General features: G+C 51.2%; 8 protein-coding genes. 3 read left to right on the top strand and 5 right to left on the bottom strand.

From position 1 onward, the window contains the following. Positions 1 to 44: 44 nt before the first annotated feature. The 5 genes from ACYX4J_RS17725 to ACYX4J_RS17705 form a co-directional block, all read right to left on the bottom strand. Positions 45 to 2,756, bottom strand: coding sequence for a TonB-dependent receptor plug domain-containing protein (locus ACYX4J_RS17725; protein WP_475708748.1), 2,712 nt, complete (start codon positions 2,754 to 2,756; stop codon positions 45 to 47). 525 nt (positions 2,757 to 3,281) lie between these two features. Then, entirely contained in the window at positions 3,282 to 5,897 is a 2,616-nt protein-coding gene (locus tag ACYX4J_RS17720) for a TonB-dependent receptor plug domain-containing protein (RefSeq protein ID WP_476177218.1), read from the bottom strand. Between the two features lie 258 nt (positions 5,898 to 6,155). Further along, positions 6,156 to 9,071 carry a TonB-dependent receptor gene (locus ACYX4J_RS17715; protein WP_476177217.1) on the bottom strand — a complete coding sequence of 972 codons (2,916 nt, stop codon included), beginning with the start codon at positions 9,069 to 9,071 and terminating at the stop codon, positions 6,156 to 6,158. 107 nt (positions 9,072 to 9,178) lie between these two features. Next, complete coding sequence (locus tag ACYX4J_RS17710) at positions 9,179 to 10,219, bottom strand: FecR family protein (RefSeq protein ID WP_475708745.1); 1,041 nt, start codon at positions 10,217 to 10,219, stop codon at positions 9,179 to 9,181. Between the two features lie 342 nt (positions 10,220 to 10,561). Next, a complete protein-coding gene (locus ACYX4J_RS17705; protein WP_476177216.1) occupies positions 10,562 to 11,089 on the bottom strand; it encodes an RNA polymerase sigma factor in 528 nt (175 codons plus the stop codon). A 235-nt stretch (positions 11,090 to 11,324) separates the two neighbouring features. Here ACYX4J_RS17705 and dnaX point away from each other — a divergent pair, with 235 nt between their 5' ends. The 3 genes from dnaX to recR are packed head-to-tail and all read left to right on the top strand — an operon-like array spanning position 11,325 to position 14,337. Beyond that, complete coding sequence (dnaX, locus tag ACYX4J_RS17700) at positions 11,325 to 13,301, top strand: DNA polymerase III subunit gamma/tau (protein ID WP_476177215.1); 1,977 nt, start codon at positions 11,325 to 11,327, stop codon at positions 13,299 to 13,301. 55 nt (positions 13,302 to 13,356) lie between these two features. Further along, positions 13,357 to 13,701, top strand: coding sequence for a YbaB/EbfC family nucleoid-associated protein (locus ACYX4J_RS17695; RefSeq protein WP_444895118.1), 345 nt, complete (start codon positions 13,357 to 13,359; stop codon positions 13,699 to 13,701). 30 nt (positions 13,702 to 13,731) lie between these two features. Further along, the gene (gene recR, locus ACYX4J_RS17690) at positions 13,732 to 14,337 is read left to right on the top strand and encodes a recombination mediator RecR (RefSeq protein ID WP_282934172.1); all 606 of its coding nucleotides are present in this window, start codon (positions 13,732 to 13,734) and stop codon (positions 14,335 to 14,337) included. Position 14,338: the final 1 nt, after the last annotated feature.

Below are 14,338 nucleotides of genomic sequence, written 5' to 3'. Positions count from 1 at the left end.
AGGGTACCTATGGCACCCTTTTTACATTGGTTCTCGGCCTGACTTTAGAACTGGTAGCTAATACCAGCCCAAGCGTAACGACCTTGGTAGTCATAGCTGCTGTTCACGTCATACCAGCTAGAGGTGTACGACGGTTCGCGATCAGCGATGTTATCGATTCCTGCAGTGAGACGCATGTTGTCGTTCACATCCCAGCCTGCCTTTAAGTTCAGATAGGTGTGTGAAGGAACATCAACATATGGACTCTGGCCATCACTCAAATACTGCGCGTCAATACCAAAGTCCCAGTTATCAGCATACCAAGTTGCACTAGCAAGGCCGCGCCATTTCACGTAGACGCCGCTACTGGTACCGACGTAATCCAGGTAGTCAGAAGTGGCTTCAGTCTCGGTATTGTAAATTTCATACTCAAGGAGACGAGTAGCCTGGGCACGCAGAGCGAGTTTACCTGTGTCAAAGTAAAGGTTTTGAACTACGTCGAGGTCAATACCCTTGGTTCTAATTTCACCGATATTGAGCAGAGAGCCTTCCAGATATGTGATCTGGCCACTGTCTCCGCGTTCGATCAGGGCGCAAGCATCGGCAATACCATCGCGGTAGCAGTCGTCCAGAATTTGCTGAAGATCGGCACTATCGATTGCGTTGGTGATTTCAACGTCGTAGTAGTCCACTGTGATGGAGAGATCTTCAGCAAAAGAGGGTGTCCAGACGATACCAGCAGTAAAGGTACGTGCTTCCTCAGCTTCTAGGTCCTCGTTACCCCCAACATTGGTAGCAATTTGAGATCCTGCCTGGGTAAAGCTTGACCCGACTTCACTACAATTAGCGCCTTGCCCGGAAGTATTTGAACTGCTGGTATCACAGGGGTCGAGCAGGTACTCGTAGCTCTGAGAAGTACCGCTGTAGAGCTCGTAAATACCCGGTGCACGGAAAGAGGTTGAATAGCTGGTACGGAAACGGAAGTTTTCAGTTGGGGCGTAGACAATACCCAGTTTCCCTGTGCTCTGGCCACCGAAGGTGTCAAAATCGGAATAGCGCAGGGCGATATCCATAGACAGTTCGTCAGCGTATTTTTCACCGGCGAGAATCGGCAGGTTGAACTCGGTGAACAACTCGGTTACTGAGTAGTCGCCAGCAGTAGCGTCTTGCTGGTTACCAAAAGTATCGCCGTTTTGGGTTTCCTCACTAGGGTTAAACTCACCGGATTCTTTGCGGTATTCAATACCGGCTGCGAATCCGAGAGGGCCGCCAGGAAGCTGAACAGCATCAATATCACCGGTTAAACTTGCACCAAAATTAATCAGATCGTACTCATTATCTTCGCGATCTGTGTAGCTGATGTAGTTGGTAACATCATCGCTCATTCCGCCGAGGAAGGATATATCCTCATCAGCGATGCCACTATTTCCGTCGATAACTTCTTGCAGTAGGGTTTTGTTGTAAGAGTTGCCGATGGTGTTTTCGCCCTCGTTGCGGCCATAGCTCAGGAAAGTATCCCAGCCCCAGCCATTCGCCAGATCACCGCGGGCACCGCCCAGAAGGCGGAAGGTTTCCGTTTTTTGTTCATAGTCTCGAGTGCCGCCTGAAACGGGGCGGAGACGAATATCAGAGATGCCATCTTGCCAGCTGTCGCCGTGGGTTGCCTCAGGGGCGGAGGGCTCCAACCCGTCAGGGCTGCCCTGCGATTCCCACTCGTCATAGGCGGCTTCATAAGCAGCTAGTTCAATCTGATACTGGTCTTCCGCTTCCTGCCAGGCTTCTTCTAACTGAGCGGCAATTTCATCTGATACGTTATCTGAGGTCAGGTTTAAGCCGTTCCCACTGTACATGGGTTGGGCTGCCAACTGTTGGTTGGTGGTTTTTACGGTATAGGAGCCTTCACCGTATAGTTCTACGGCATCGGTGATTGAGTAGCTGCCGTTAGCGGTCAGGCTGGTACGTTCCATGGAACCGGAGAGCCACATAAATTGACCGATATCGTATGAGGAATAGTCGGTTAGGGTTTCACCATCATCAGCAACACTAAAAGAGCCGTAGTTGGTGAAGATATTGCCGGTGGGCGACATAGAGCTGTAGAGCTCTGCCCAATCGCGATCGTTGTAGGTAATCTCATCACGTTTACTGTGGCTGAGGTTGGCGATAAATTTGCCGCGATCGCTTTCACCGCCAAAGGTGATCGAAATTTCACCATTTTCACCGCCGCCAGCTTCGGTTGCGCCTGCGCGGGCATTGATGCGAACTCCCTCAAAAGAGTCCTTCATTACGATATTAATAACGCCAGCAACCGCATCAGAGCCGTATACCGCTGAGGCACCGTCAGTCAGAACTTCAATGCGGTCAATCATATCCACAGGGATGTTGTTCATATCCACAGCCGAGCTAACGCCAGAACTGGAGGATACAAAGCGGCGACCATTGACCAAAACCAAGGTACGGGCAGAGCCCAGGTTGCGCAATTCAACGAAAGACAAACCGGCACCGCCGTTGTTGTCGTTGGAGTTGATGCCTGTGGTACCCATGGATGGCAGCTGGTTTAGCAGCTCGTCAATGGTGCCAACGCCAGAACGCGCAATGGTTTCTGAGTCAACCAGAGTGATTGGGCCAGTAGTGGACAAAGGGTCACGAGCAATACGTGAACCAGTAACAATTACTTCTTCTACTTCTGCGCCAACATCAGTGGACTCCTGGGCAAAAATGCCAGTGCTGGCGAGGGTGCCAAGAGCAGCGATGGCAATGCTCAGTTTGGTCTTGATCATAATATAACCTTCTTATACTTAAGGTACTTATAGTGCTTTTTATGATATCGATTAAAAGCTGTCAGACCTGACTTTAATGCATTATTTTTGGATATGGAACTACTCTTGGACTTTTGGAGTCTCTCGACGCCCGGTTTGAGAGTATGTTTATTAGCTAATTTGGCTAATTCTTATACTTTTTACGGGGGCTCATCTGCCTCAAGCCTCCTGTACTGGTAAAACTGTCACTCAGGGAATTCGCTTGTTAGGAAATTTGTCTTTCTTCTGAAACTTATAAATTTAAGGCTTGTGAAGCTGGCTGAAGCATTGAGCTACTACTTGTTAGTCGATATTTTTTTCTAATTCACCGCTTCTTCTCTTGGAAAAAGTGGCTTGGATGAGGGGTAAAGTTGGGGGGCTTTGTGGGGGAGTACTGTGTTGGTGATCGCTAACGGGATTTAGGAGGTGATGTTTAAAGAGTGGACCCGGCTAAACAAAAAAGGGCCGGCAAAGCCGACCCTTTCGATCTTCTTAGAGGTTTAACTCTTAGAAGCTCATAGTGTACTCAGCGTACAGCACACGACCAGTATTGTCATACAGGTTGTAGTGGTCACGAGCAAACTTACCATCTTTATCCAGAACAGGATCTTCGTTGGTCAGGTTACGAGCACCCAGCTTGAAGATACCGTAAGAATCGGTATCAATGCTGTAAGACAGGTTCATGGTGGTCCAGGAATCCAGATCTTCGCCGCTCTTAACCAGCGTGCCACTATCGGTAACGTCGGTAAACTCATCGTGGCTAGCAACGTAGTCGACAGTCAGGTCTACAGAGTGACGATCCATGCTCCAACCGATACCGAACTGAGCGCGCAGGTCTGGGTACAGGTTGAATCCAGCAACATCCTGGACAGGGCCTTGGTAGTAGGCATCAGTTTCGTAAGACAACTGATGGCTGATCAGGGTGTTGAGGTTCAGCATGCCGTATGGGAGTTCGAAGCCGCCGTCAACTGCAATGTCTAAACCGCTTACGTCCAGAAGACCAGCGTTAGTGGTCTGGGAGTAGAAGGTGGTTTGGGCACCGGTGCCAGTTGTGTAAATGCCTGAAGCTTCAGAAAGTTCAACACCAGCTGCAGATGCATAGAAGATGCTCTGAGCGGTAGGCTGGATGATTACATCCTCAACTTCTACGTTCCACAGGCTAACGTCAAGTGTCCAGCCATCGACAAACTCCCAGTTACCGCCGATAGACATTGAAGTGGAAGTTTCAGCTTCCAGGTCTTCGCTGGTGGAGTAGTAGATATCCCACTGACGGCTCAAGCCACTAACAGGATCTGTTGCGTCTTCAGCAGAGAATGAGGAAGGACCATACAGCTCATCCAGTGCCGGGGCACGGAAGCCCTGACCAACACGGGCGCGCAGAGTCAGGCTGTCAGTTACACGGTAGCTAGCAGAAAGAGATGGTGCTACGTTGGAGCCGAAGTCACTGTAATCATCGTAACGAACAGCGGCATTCACTTCGATAGCATCGGTAACAGGTATGATGGCTTCTGCGAACAATGCAAATACATCGCGGTCGCCTGCAGAAGAGTTACCAGAGCTACCACCTACAAGTCCAGCTTCAGAAGCTGCGTCGTATTGGTTGCCATACTCCAGAGTGTAAGCTTCAGCACCGGTCAAGAGCAGAGTCTCACCAGCGCCAAAAAAGTCGCCTACGCCAAACTGTACATGACCGTAGGCCTTGGACATGGCGGTGAAGTTATCTTGAGAAGAGGTCGCCTTCATTGCAGCGGCACCTTCTTCGGAGAATGGATCTATGCCTTCAGCCAGTACATAGTCAAGACCGGTGTAAGAAAGGTAGTAGGTTCCAAACTCTTTAGACTCGTAGCGGCCGCTTTGAACGTAGGTTTCATAACTTACGTTGTCAGACAGGTCGCCGCGCAGACCCAAGGTTAAGTCATATTGAGTGTCGGTAACAACGTTGTCACGAGCACCAATATTGGTCCAGCGGTAGTAACCGTTGATCTCGTAATCTTCAGTAATAGAGCCGTCGGCTAGCAGTGCATCGATGTCATAAGGAACATCAGAGTAGTCTGCTGGCATGTCATACCAGGTGGCAGCGGGAGGAGCGTAACGGCCAAAAGACTCAACTTTGGAGAAGAGTGCGTTAGCAAAGAACTCTACCTTGTCAGAGATCTCGTAGTTCGCATTGAGGAAGGTGTTAACACGTTTCAGCTCTGCTTTGTTTGCAGAGATATTACCATACGGGTAAGTACAGAGAGTGCCATCCGCTTCACCGAAAGCCGCCGCGCCTGTTTCCAAGAATGTGGAATCATCACCACAGCTGGATGCAGCTTGGATATCGTAGTATTCAGTAGTGGGATCATAGATCTCAATGGTCTTACCGTAGTAAGAGTAACCGTCGGTATCTAAGTAAGCGTCCAGGCGTCCATCACCGTTGTCTTGAACCCAAGCGGCAGTGTAGTCGCGATCTCTATCAAAGATAGGGTCGCGGCGGTCAAACTCAGCGGCAAAGGTGATGTTGCCACGGTCGCTGCTTACGCCGGTAATAAAGCTAAAGGACTCTTCGATACCGTCGTCTTCTGAGCGGTCGCCATGGCGAACAGAAAACTCAAGGCCGTTGAAGTTTTCACGCATGATCATGTTAACAACGCCGGCAACAGCGTCGGAGCCGTATACGGCAGAAGCACCGTCGGCCAGGATGTCGATGCGCTCAACAGCTGCCATCGGGATCATGTTGAGGTTTACCGTTGCGGCACCCAGGTTCGGGGAGCCAGGCAGGCGGCGACCGTTAATCATTACCAGGGAGCGCTGCTCACCCAGACCGCGAAGGTCAACAGTGGCATTGGACTGAGCGGAGCTACCGGAGCGCTCACTGAAAGAACCCAGAGAGTTCAGAGGAGTATTGCGCAGGGTGTCAGCAATCATCAGGCTGCCACCGGCGTCAATGTCGGCACGGTCCATGCTCACTACTTGAGCAGCTTCATCGAAATTGGTGCGCTTAATGCGGGAGCCAGTAACAACAACTTCCTCAACGAGGGTAGCGTCATCTTGTGCAAAGGCAGGCATTGCCGGAACCATGATCGCTGCTGCAGTCAGACCCAAGGCCCCTTTTACAGCTGCGGACAGGAGATTCTTTTTCATTGTCAATCCTCTCTTGATCGTTGGATTTATAGTCTTTTGCCATAAGTGGCGATCGTTAAAAGTGACTACCCCCAAGTGGCCACTTTCCTCCCAACAAAGAACAAGACGATTGGCGGGCAGAACCCCTCATAAGAATCGTATTTTTTTTCTAATACTACGTATTGTCAGGTTTGTTACGTATAAGGGTGGTTGCTATTTGAGCAATTAGGGTGTTTTCTGAGCTTATTACTGTTTCTACTGGGCTTCTAGGCAGTGGAATCAAAGCTTGAAGGAGAGGCTGCCGTAGAAAAAGCGGCCGGTGAGGTCGTAAGTTTGATAATCGTAATTATTGCTTACGGCAGTTGAGGCAAATGGTGGCGAGCGGTCTAGCAGATTGTTAACACCAGCTGTCAATTTAAGTCGCTGATTGGCAGTAAAGGTGAGTTGTAAGTCGTGCGCGGACCAGTCACTGATCGTGCGGTTGTCTTCAATACCTTCAATATTTGTATAGGACTCTTCAAGGCTGCCTACGTAATGAATGGTGTACCCTGCTCCCCATGGACCTTTCTTCCAGTAAATCCCTGCATTTGCTTTCCACTTGGGAAGTGAGCCTGCACCGCCGGTCAATATGTCAGTAAAGGTACCCGTGAGATCCTGTTTGGTTGATTCGGGAGAACTTTGGTTGAGGTAATGTAGTGTGCGGCTGATATTCAAGGCGAGTTGGATGTGGCTATTAACGCCAGGGTGGAATTCATAGCGGAAGGCTGTGTCGTAGCCGCGAATTTCTCGGTTGCCCTGGTTTATACGTGATGCGTAAATTTGGGTGACATCACCATAGTCATCGCGAATAACGAGATCCGTATAGCGGTTGAAGTAAGCATTTTGCTCTAGAAGAAATTGGGGGTTGGTAGCGATGACCTTATCTTCTTTGATGTCGTAAAGATCGAATGTCCCACTGAATCCTTCAATTGCAGCTGGTTGCCAGGTGACTCCCAGTGATAGTGTGCGGGAAGTTTCTGGTTTCAGGTCCGGATTGCCACTGAACTCAGTCAGGTACTGTACCCGAGAGCTGTCTGCTTGACCTTGGCATCCTGGAAGACTGATTGCGTTAGAGCTTGTGCAGGGGTCAAATAAAAACTCTTGGGTCTGATAACCTTCCTGGTTCATATCCGTCAGGGTGGGGGCCCTGAAGCCGGTCGTATAACTGCCGCGAATGAGTACTGATTCTATTGGCTTCCATCTCACAGCAAGTTTTGGGTTGCTAGTATCCCCAAAGTCATCGTAATGCGAGGTTCGGATAGCTCCGTCCAGCCATAAACTGTCCGGCGAAAGCGGAATTGAGATCTCGGCAAATGCCTCCTTGATTATGCGGCTGCCTTTCGTCGAGCCGGGGGCGTGACCCCCAATAAACGAAAGTCCTGAGCTGTCATTGGAGTATAGGTTTACACTCTCGCGTCTGAACTCAAGTCCGGCTGCGGCGAGAATGTTTCCTGCCGCTATCCTTTTGATGATGCCGTCAGTGATAAAAGTTAGTGAGGTCATGCGGGAATTACTGGTCGTAACGCTCTTGCCCCGAATGAAATTCAGTTGCTCTTGGCTGATGCTGCCGCTAGGGCCTAGAAGGTTAATTGGGATGCAGGAGGTGGTTTCATTGCAGGTATCGGGCCCTTTAAGTCCAATTGATAGGGCGTATGGGTCTATAACATTACTCAAGCTCTCCTTCTTGTGGGTTTGGTGAGTTGAGGCATTTAGCTCCCACTGCCAGTCATCCCAGAAACCCTTTAGCCCTGTGTTTATCCTCCAGGTGTTCGCCCGGTTTTCTTGAGTTCGGGCACCTAGCTCGACGATACGTCGACGTACATCGTAAATGTCCTGACCGAAGCTGTTATAAATATTGTCTGCAGATATCGTCAGATCGCCATTGTCGAATCGGGTAAAGACGGGGGTGGGGGACGATGCTGCTTCTCCTGTTGAGCGCACTCCCATAAACTCAGAGAAGGCAAGGGTGCTCTCTCCAATATCCAGATTGCCAGCTATATAGAAGGAGTCACTCTGCGTTGCTGGAATAGCTGAAGAGTAGTCGCTATAGTCGAACTTATCCTCCGGCGACCAGTCCTGATATGTACCAGATGAGAGGTTGGTTAATATTTCATCCTTGCTTATAGCAATAAACCCTTCAGGGATTGCTGACGATCGCTGATCAGAGCCACCTTCCTTGCGGCTGTCGGCCGACTCCGAAACCCCTCTGTTGCGACTCATAACCTCTGCTTGGCGGGTCTGCGAGAGGTTGAGCATCACTTGAGCGCGATCATTTTTCCAGCCCCAGGTTAGTTGATGAGATTCGCTGCGGCGATCACCCTGTTGGGCTTGTCCGTAGTAGCTTTTTACAGCAAGGCCTTCAAAGTTCTTTTGCAGGATAATATTAACCACCCCGGCAATGGCATCAGAACCATAAACAGCTGAGGCTCCATCTTTTAAGATTTCTACTCTCTCGACAATCGACAAAGGGATGGTATTTAAATCCGTTGCTTCACCGTTAAATCCATCACTGATAATCCTTCGCCCATTAATTAACACTAATGTACTACTTGCTGGAAGGTTGCGTAGAGAGACTGTGGCTGTCCCGTCACTTTCCTGGCTAACAGATGTGCTGGTTGAGTTGCCCGATATTGCAGGTAGGAATTGAAGTAGATCCGCAATAGTTTGGGCGCCAGTCATTTCAAGTTGATCGCGAGACAGTCTATCGACTGGCAGGTATCCGTCGGATTGAAAATGGCGTAAATGGCTGCCGGTTAAGCTTTGCCCGGTGACGGTTACCTCTTCCGTTTGTGTAGGGGTGGGAAGGGGCGTGGATGTTGGGTCTGCTGTTGATGACTCGATAATTGCGACAGAGGAGGGGCCGACTTTTTTAAAGGAAAGGGGGGCTTCTTTGAGTAGTTCGGTCAGGGCGGGTTCAAACCGGCCTTGTGGACTCTGTAGTAATTGCTTATTTACTCGATAGTTTGCAGCAAAAGAAGTTCTAACAAGTAGTGATATTTTGCATTGTTTTCCCAGTGATATAAGGGCCTGTGATAGGCTTCCTGAGGATATCTGGATCCCAGACTCTGGGCACTGGGCGAGGGCAGCACTGGGAAGGATGAGTGCTGTCGCAAGGGATATTTTTATCCAGTGCCTAAAAGTCAAAAGGATGCCCATTATTTAGGTGCCAGCCATTGTAGGCGGCAACGGTGTCGCTATTTTGGTTTTATGGGCGGACTAACCTAATTGGACAAGAAACAACCGCCCTGAGGGACGGTTATAACTTAGTTATTCGCGGGAGACAAGATAGTCAGGTTGGTGTTGCTGCGGTCTTGCTGTAAATCCAGTGCAGTTGCGATGGCTTTTAGGGTGCTGTCCGGATCAGAAACCTCAAAAGTTCCAGATACAAGTCGGTTTTCCACTTGGGGCGAAGCAGCAACGGGTACATTGAGGTAGCGGTTTAGCTCTGTGAGAGCATCCTTAAGCGGGGTCTTTTCAAAGACTAGTAAGCCTTTTGTCCAGTCCGTGGCCTCTTCCGGGGAGGTCCGACCGATTGGGCTGAGTCCGCGGTCAGATACGCTGACTTTTTGGTTCTTAACCAACTGCACTGACTCAGGTTTCAAGCCAGGAGCGCTTTCAGCCTCGGTGACTGAAACTGTACCTTCGGTTACAGATACCCGTGTGTTTTCAGGGTTTAGCTCTACATTGAACTCGGTTCCCAAAACCCGGATATTGGCGCTACCCGCAGAGACGGTGAATGGACGTGATGTTTGCCTGGCTACTTCAAAGAATGCCTCGCCGCGAACTAGCTCGGTTCGGCGCTCGTTCCGGTTATAGATTACTCTCAGCTTACTGTTGGAGTTCAGTTTTACTTCGGAGCCATCAGGTAGGCTGATGGTTTGTATTTGGCCGAGTTCTGTTGCATACATCTGAGCCTGGGTTTCGCCCCCCATACCTTGGAAACTTACCCACAGGGTTACAATCGCTCCGCAGGTTGCAAGCCCCCCGCCAATGAGCCACTGGGGTAGGGTCCAACTCTTGGGTTTGGTAGCTTTGGTGGATTCTGTTCTATTGAGGTTTCTTTTCTTTTGGGATGGAATGCTTTCAGGGAAAAGAGTTTCCAAAGGCATTTTGGATAGAGCTCCCAGGTCGCCCCACAGCTCAGTGATTTCTGCAAAGGCCCGCTGGTTTTCCTCGACGGAGCACCACTCTTTAAATTGAGAGCGATCGGCTAGAGTAATCGAATCAGAGCGCAGGCGAGCCACCCAAGCGCAAGCCTGATCCAGGCTGTCTTCGCTTACTGCTTGCTTCGGGTTGGTTCTCATGGCTGCTCAAATACCTTGTATCTTTAAACTTTAATTAGCACTGTGATGCTAAAAAGAGCATCTTACTCAAAATTCTCCGATTTGTGTGGCCTTTACCTTGTGGTGCGTAGGTCAATACAAAACAATTCCGGAAATTTCTCTTAGTTAGCAGTGAAAGATGCTGCTAATAGCAGGGATCTTAGTGCGGCTCAATTTCTTAATTGGTCCTTGCAAGCTGAGACGGCTGAACAGGTTTCCCCCTCAACTAATTTTTTGACTTGGCGAATCAGCAGTTTATGACTGCATTTTTAGTTATCGTTAATATTAACGTCGCGCTTGGAGTATGCCTGGCCGGAAGACTGCTTACCCATCAGGGTTCACCTTTTTGCGGCAGGCTCTCAAGGCTTGCAAAATATACTTTTCTACACTGCTCACCGAGATATTCATTTCCTGGGCAATCTCGCTATAGGAGAGGCCCCGGGTCCTATGCAATAGAAAGGCCTGGCGACACTTTAGGGGTAGCTTGTCCATGGTTTCGTATATCGACTGTAACTGCTGGCGGGCTGCCAGCAATCTTTCTGGTGACTGATGGTCCGCATGGTCGTCGGTGTAGGGCTCACCTTCCATGGGGATCTGCTGGCTTACGTACTCTACATGCAGCTTGCCCCGGCGCAGCTGGTCCACAGCAAGGTTGTTGGCAATCTGGTAGAGGTAGGCCCGTGGATTCTCAAGTTCCTTTTCATCGCTGAGTTTTTGCAAGCGTAGATAGGCGTGTTGGGCGATATCCTCGGCATCGTCAGGGCTTTTTACAATGCGAGAGACAAAGCGTACCAAGGCCTGTCCGTGCTCGGTAAACAGCCTTTCAAGAAGCGTCTTCCTGGCCTTATTCATTACTGATCGTGATCCCCGTACCCTACTCGCTGTAGTTATGGACTGATTGTTCTTAGTGCGAGCTGGCGCACAGTTATATCACAAGCATTGGTTTCGCTACGAGAGGTACGATCGAACTTGAATGGTCACACTCTCCGATTCTCTATGCCTGACGGTGGATGCCGGTATAATGGCGGCCGCGCCACAGGCGCAGACAATAAGACCTTGCAGAGGTGTGTCGAGCACCGGAGATTGAATGAGTTATCAAGTACTGGCACGGAAGTGGCGGCCGAAGCTGTTTCGCGAGATGGTGGGACAGGAGCATGTTCTCCAGGCGTTGATCAACGCCCTGGATAATGGTCGCTTGCACCACGCCTACCTCTTTGCCGGTACCCGTGGTGTGGGTAAAACCACGATCGCACGAATCCTGGCCAAGTGCCTGAATTGTGAAGAGGGAGTCAGTTCTGAACCCTGTGGCCAGTGCCACACTTGCAATGAGATTGCCGATGGCCGTTTTGTCGACCTGATCGAAGTGGATGCAGCCTCGCGTACCAAGGTCGAAGATACTCGTGAACTGCTTGAGAACGTGCAGTACGCACCGACCCGGGGTCGCTTCAAGGTTTACCTGATCGATGAAGTCCATATGTTGTCGAACAGCTCGTTTAACGCGCTGTTAAAAACCCTCGAAGAACCGCCCCCCCATGTGAAGTTTCTGCTGGCAACGACTGATCCGCAGAAGTTGCCGGTGACTGTGTTGTCCCGCTGTCTCCAGTTCAAGCTGAAGAATATGAGCCCCGAGCGGGTTGTGGGGCACTTGAAGTTTGTGTTGGAGCAGGAGCAGGTCCCGTTTGAAGAAGGGGCCCTGTGGCATCTCGGTCGCGCCGCAGATGGCAGTATGCGAGATGGGATGAGTCTTACCGACCAGGCCATCGCATTTGGTGGGGGGCAAATTACCGAGGCAGAAGTGCGCGGTATGCTGGGCAGTATCGATACCGGCTTGGTGTGGAAGCTGCTGCAAGCCTTGTCTGAAGAGGACGCACAGGCTTTATTTGCCACAGTTGCTGAGTTGTCCCAGCAGGCCCCTGATTACAGTGCTGCGCTGGCAGAACTCGCCGACAACCTGCACCGCATTGCAGTGGCCCAGGTGTTGCCTCAATCTATCGATAATTCCCTGGGTGATGGTGAGCGACTGAGAAATTTAGCTGGGCGTATCGCCCCGGAAAATGTGCAGTTGTATTACCAGATGGCCCTGCTGGCCCGGCGTGACCTGCCTTTGGCCCCGGATCAGCGCAGTGGCTTTGAAATGGCTCTACTGCGGATGCTGGCCTTCCGTCCTCAGGGAGTTGCGGATATTCCCCGTTCTCCACTGCCATCGGCTTCCGAATCCGTTTCATCAGCACCTGCTCTAGAAGCGCTACAGCCACAGGCCCCTGTAGCGCCAGAAGTACCGGAGGTCAGTCCGGCAAAAAAGCCTGAAGCGGCACAGCCGCAGGCTGTTACAAAGGTTGATGTGGCTCCCCCGCAGGCAGTGCAGGGCCTGCAGCCGTTGCAGAATCAGGCAGAGCAAAAGGAGGTAGAGCCTGCAGCCCCAGCTGAAATGATCAGTGAGCCAGCGACGGAGGCTCAGCCGGAGCAAATTACAAGCCCGCCTCCTGTCCAGGGAGTGGCAGAAGAGCGTCCCCAGCGTAAAGATGTCCTGGCCGAGCTTCGCCAGCGAGTTGCGGAAGTAGAGTCGGCGCCGGCATCACAGCAACCAGTACCACAAAATACGGTGAATACCTCGCGGGAGGCTCCGGTAGAAAGCCGCAGTCAGGAAGTGCCAAAAGGGCGTTTGGAAGCATTAACGCCTGGCAGTTGGCCGGTAATGTATGGACAGCTGGGTATTACCGGTATTTTGCACTCTATTGCCCAGCACTTGGAGATGGTGGGCAGGCAGGACAATATACTCTCGTTCACCCTGGATGAATCTTACAGCAGCCTCTACGACGAAGTTCACCAGCGGCGTCTGGGGGACTCTCTGGCTGACTTCTTCCAACAGCCTGTGGTAGCGCAGATACAAGTAGGGCAGGTACATGGGAGTACCCCCGCCCGATTAGTCGCAGCTACCCGCCAAGCGCGGCTAGAAGCTGCCCAGGATGCACTGGTCGCTGACCCACTGGTTCAAGAATTACAGGCAGAATTGAGTGCGGAACTGGTGCCGGGCTCCGTAGAATCACTAGTAGTAGAAGATTAATGACAATTAGGGCCCGGTTTATTCCGGGGCCACATGCACAAGATAGAGGTTACCTATGAAAGGTTTGGGCGATTTGATGCAGCAGGCCCAGAAAATGCAGGCCGATATGCAGGAAAAAATGCAGAAGATGCAGCAGGACCTGACTGAGCTTCGCATCTGCGGTGAGTCTGGGGCGGGTATGGTCAAGGTGACGATGAATGGTCGCCACGATGTGGTATCTGTGGAAATTGATCCCTCCCTGATGACCGAAGAGAAGGAAATGCTGGAAGACCTGCTGGCCGCTGCGGTCAACGACGCTGTGCGCCGTGTAGAGGAAAAAACACAGGAACTGCAAAAGCAGGGGATGGGAGACCTGACTTCAGGTATCAATTTGCCTGAAGGCTTTAAGTTCCCCTTTTAAGAAGTGGCCATCCACTGGTTTTGAGTTTGTATGTTTAGTCCCCTGATTGAAGAGCTGATCCGCGCGCTCCGCTGTCTGCCCAGTGTGGGCCCCAAGTCCGCGCAGCGCATGGCGATGTACCTGTTGGAAAAAGACCGGGAAGCTGCCTCACTGCTGGCCCAGAGTTTGGCGCGAGCGGTGGAACAAGTGGGGCGCTGTGGGCAGTGTCGCACCCTGACAGAGGAGCCCGTTTGCTCATTGTGTAGCAATAGCCGGCGCGAGCAGGACTCACTGTGCGTGGTTGAGACGCCCGCTGATGTTCTGGCTATTGAGCAGGCCGGTAATTACCACGGTCGCTACTTTGTCCTGCATGGGCATCTCTCGCCCATTGATGGCATTGGCCCGGGGGACCTGGGGATCGACTTGCTGGAGCAGAGACTCGCTACTGAGCAGTTGCGCGAACTTATTGTCGCCACTAACCCTACGGTAGAAGGTGAAGCTACCGCGCAGTACATCGCGGAGAGAGCTCGTGCCCAGGGGGTGACGGTGAGCCGGATTGCCCACGGTGTGCCCATCGGCGGAGAATTGGAATATATCGATGGCGGCACTCTCGCCCACGCCTTTAATAGTCGAACCGCATTTTTTTCCGGCAGTTGAG

This window comes from Microbulbifer sp. ABM4_008 (assembly GCF_056311705.1).
Note: the sequence above shows the minus strand (reverse complement) of the source record. Positions and strands in the feature narration are given on the sequence as shown.

What these genes read in the sequence shown, in the direction of transcription:
- ACYX4J_RS17695 (WP_444895118.1), top strand. Translation starts at nt 13,357, where the DNA reads ATGAAAGGTTTGGGCGATTTGATGCAGCAGGCCCAGAAAATGCAGGCC.
- ACYX4J_RS17725 (WP_475708748.1), bottom strand. Translation starts at nt 2,756, where the DNA reads ATGATCAAGACCAAACTGAGCATTGCCATCGCTGCTCTTGGCACCCTC.
- ACYX4J_RS17710 (WP_475708745.1), bottom strand. Translation starts at nt 10,219, where the DNA reads ATGAGAACCAACCCGAAGCAAGCAGTAAGCGAAGACAGCCTGGATCAG.
- ACYX4J_RS17705 (WP_476177216.1), bottom strand. Translation starts at nt 11,089, where the DNA reads ATGAATAAGGCCAGGAAGACGCTTCTTGAAAGGCTGTTTACCGAGCAC.
- ACYX4J_RS17715 (WP_476177217.1), bottom strand. Translation starts at nt 9,071, where the DNA reads ATGGGCATCCTTTTGACTTTTAGGCACTGGATAAAAATATCCCTTGCG.
- ACYX4J_RS17720 (WP_476177218.1), bottom strand. Translation starts at nt 5,897, where the DNA reads ATGAAAAAGAATCTCCTGTCCGCAGCTGTAAAAGGGGCCTTGGGTCTG.
- dnaX (WP_476177215.1), top strand. Translation starts at nt 11,325, where the DNA reads ATGAGTTATCAAGTACTGGCACGGAAGTGGCGGCCGAAGCTGTTTCGC.
- recR (WP_282934172.1), top strand. Translation starts at nt 13,732, where the DNA reads ATGTTTAGTCCCCTGATTGAAGAGCTGATCCGCGCGCTCCGCTGTCTG.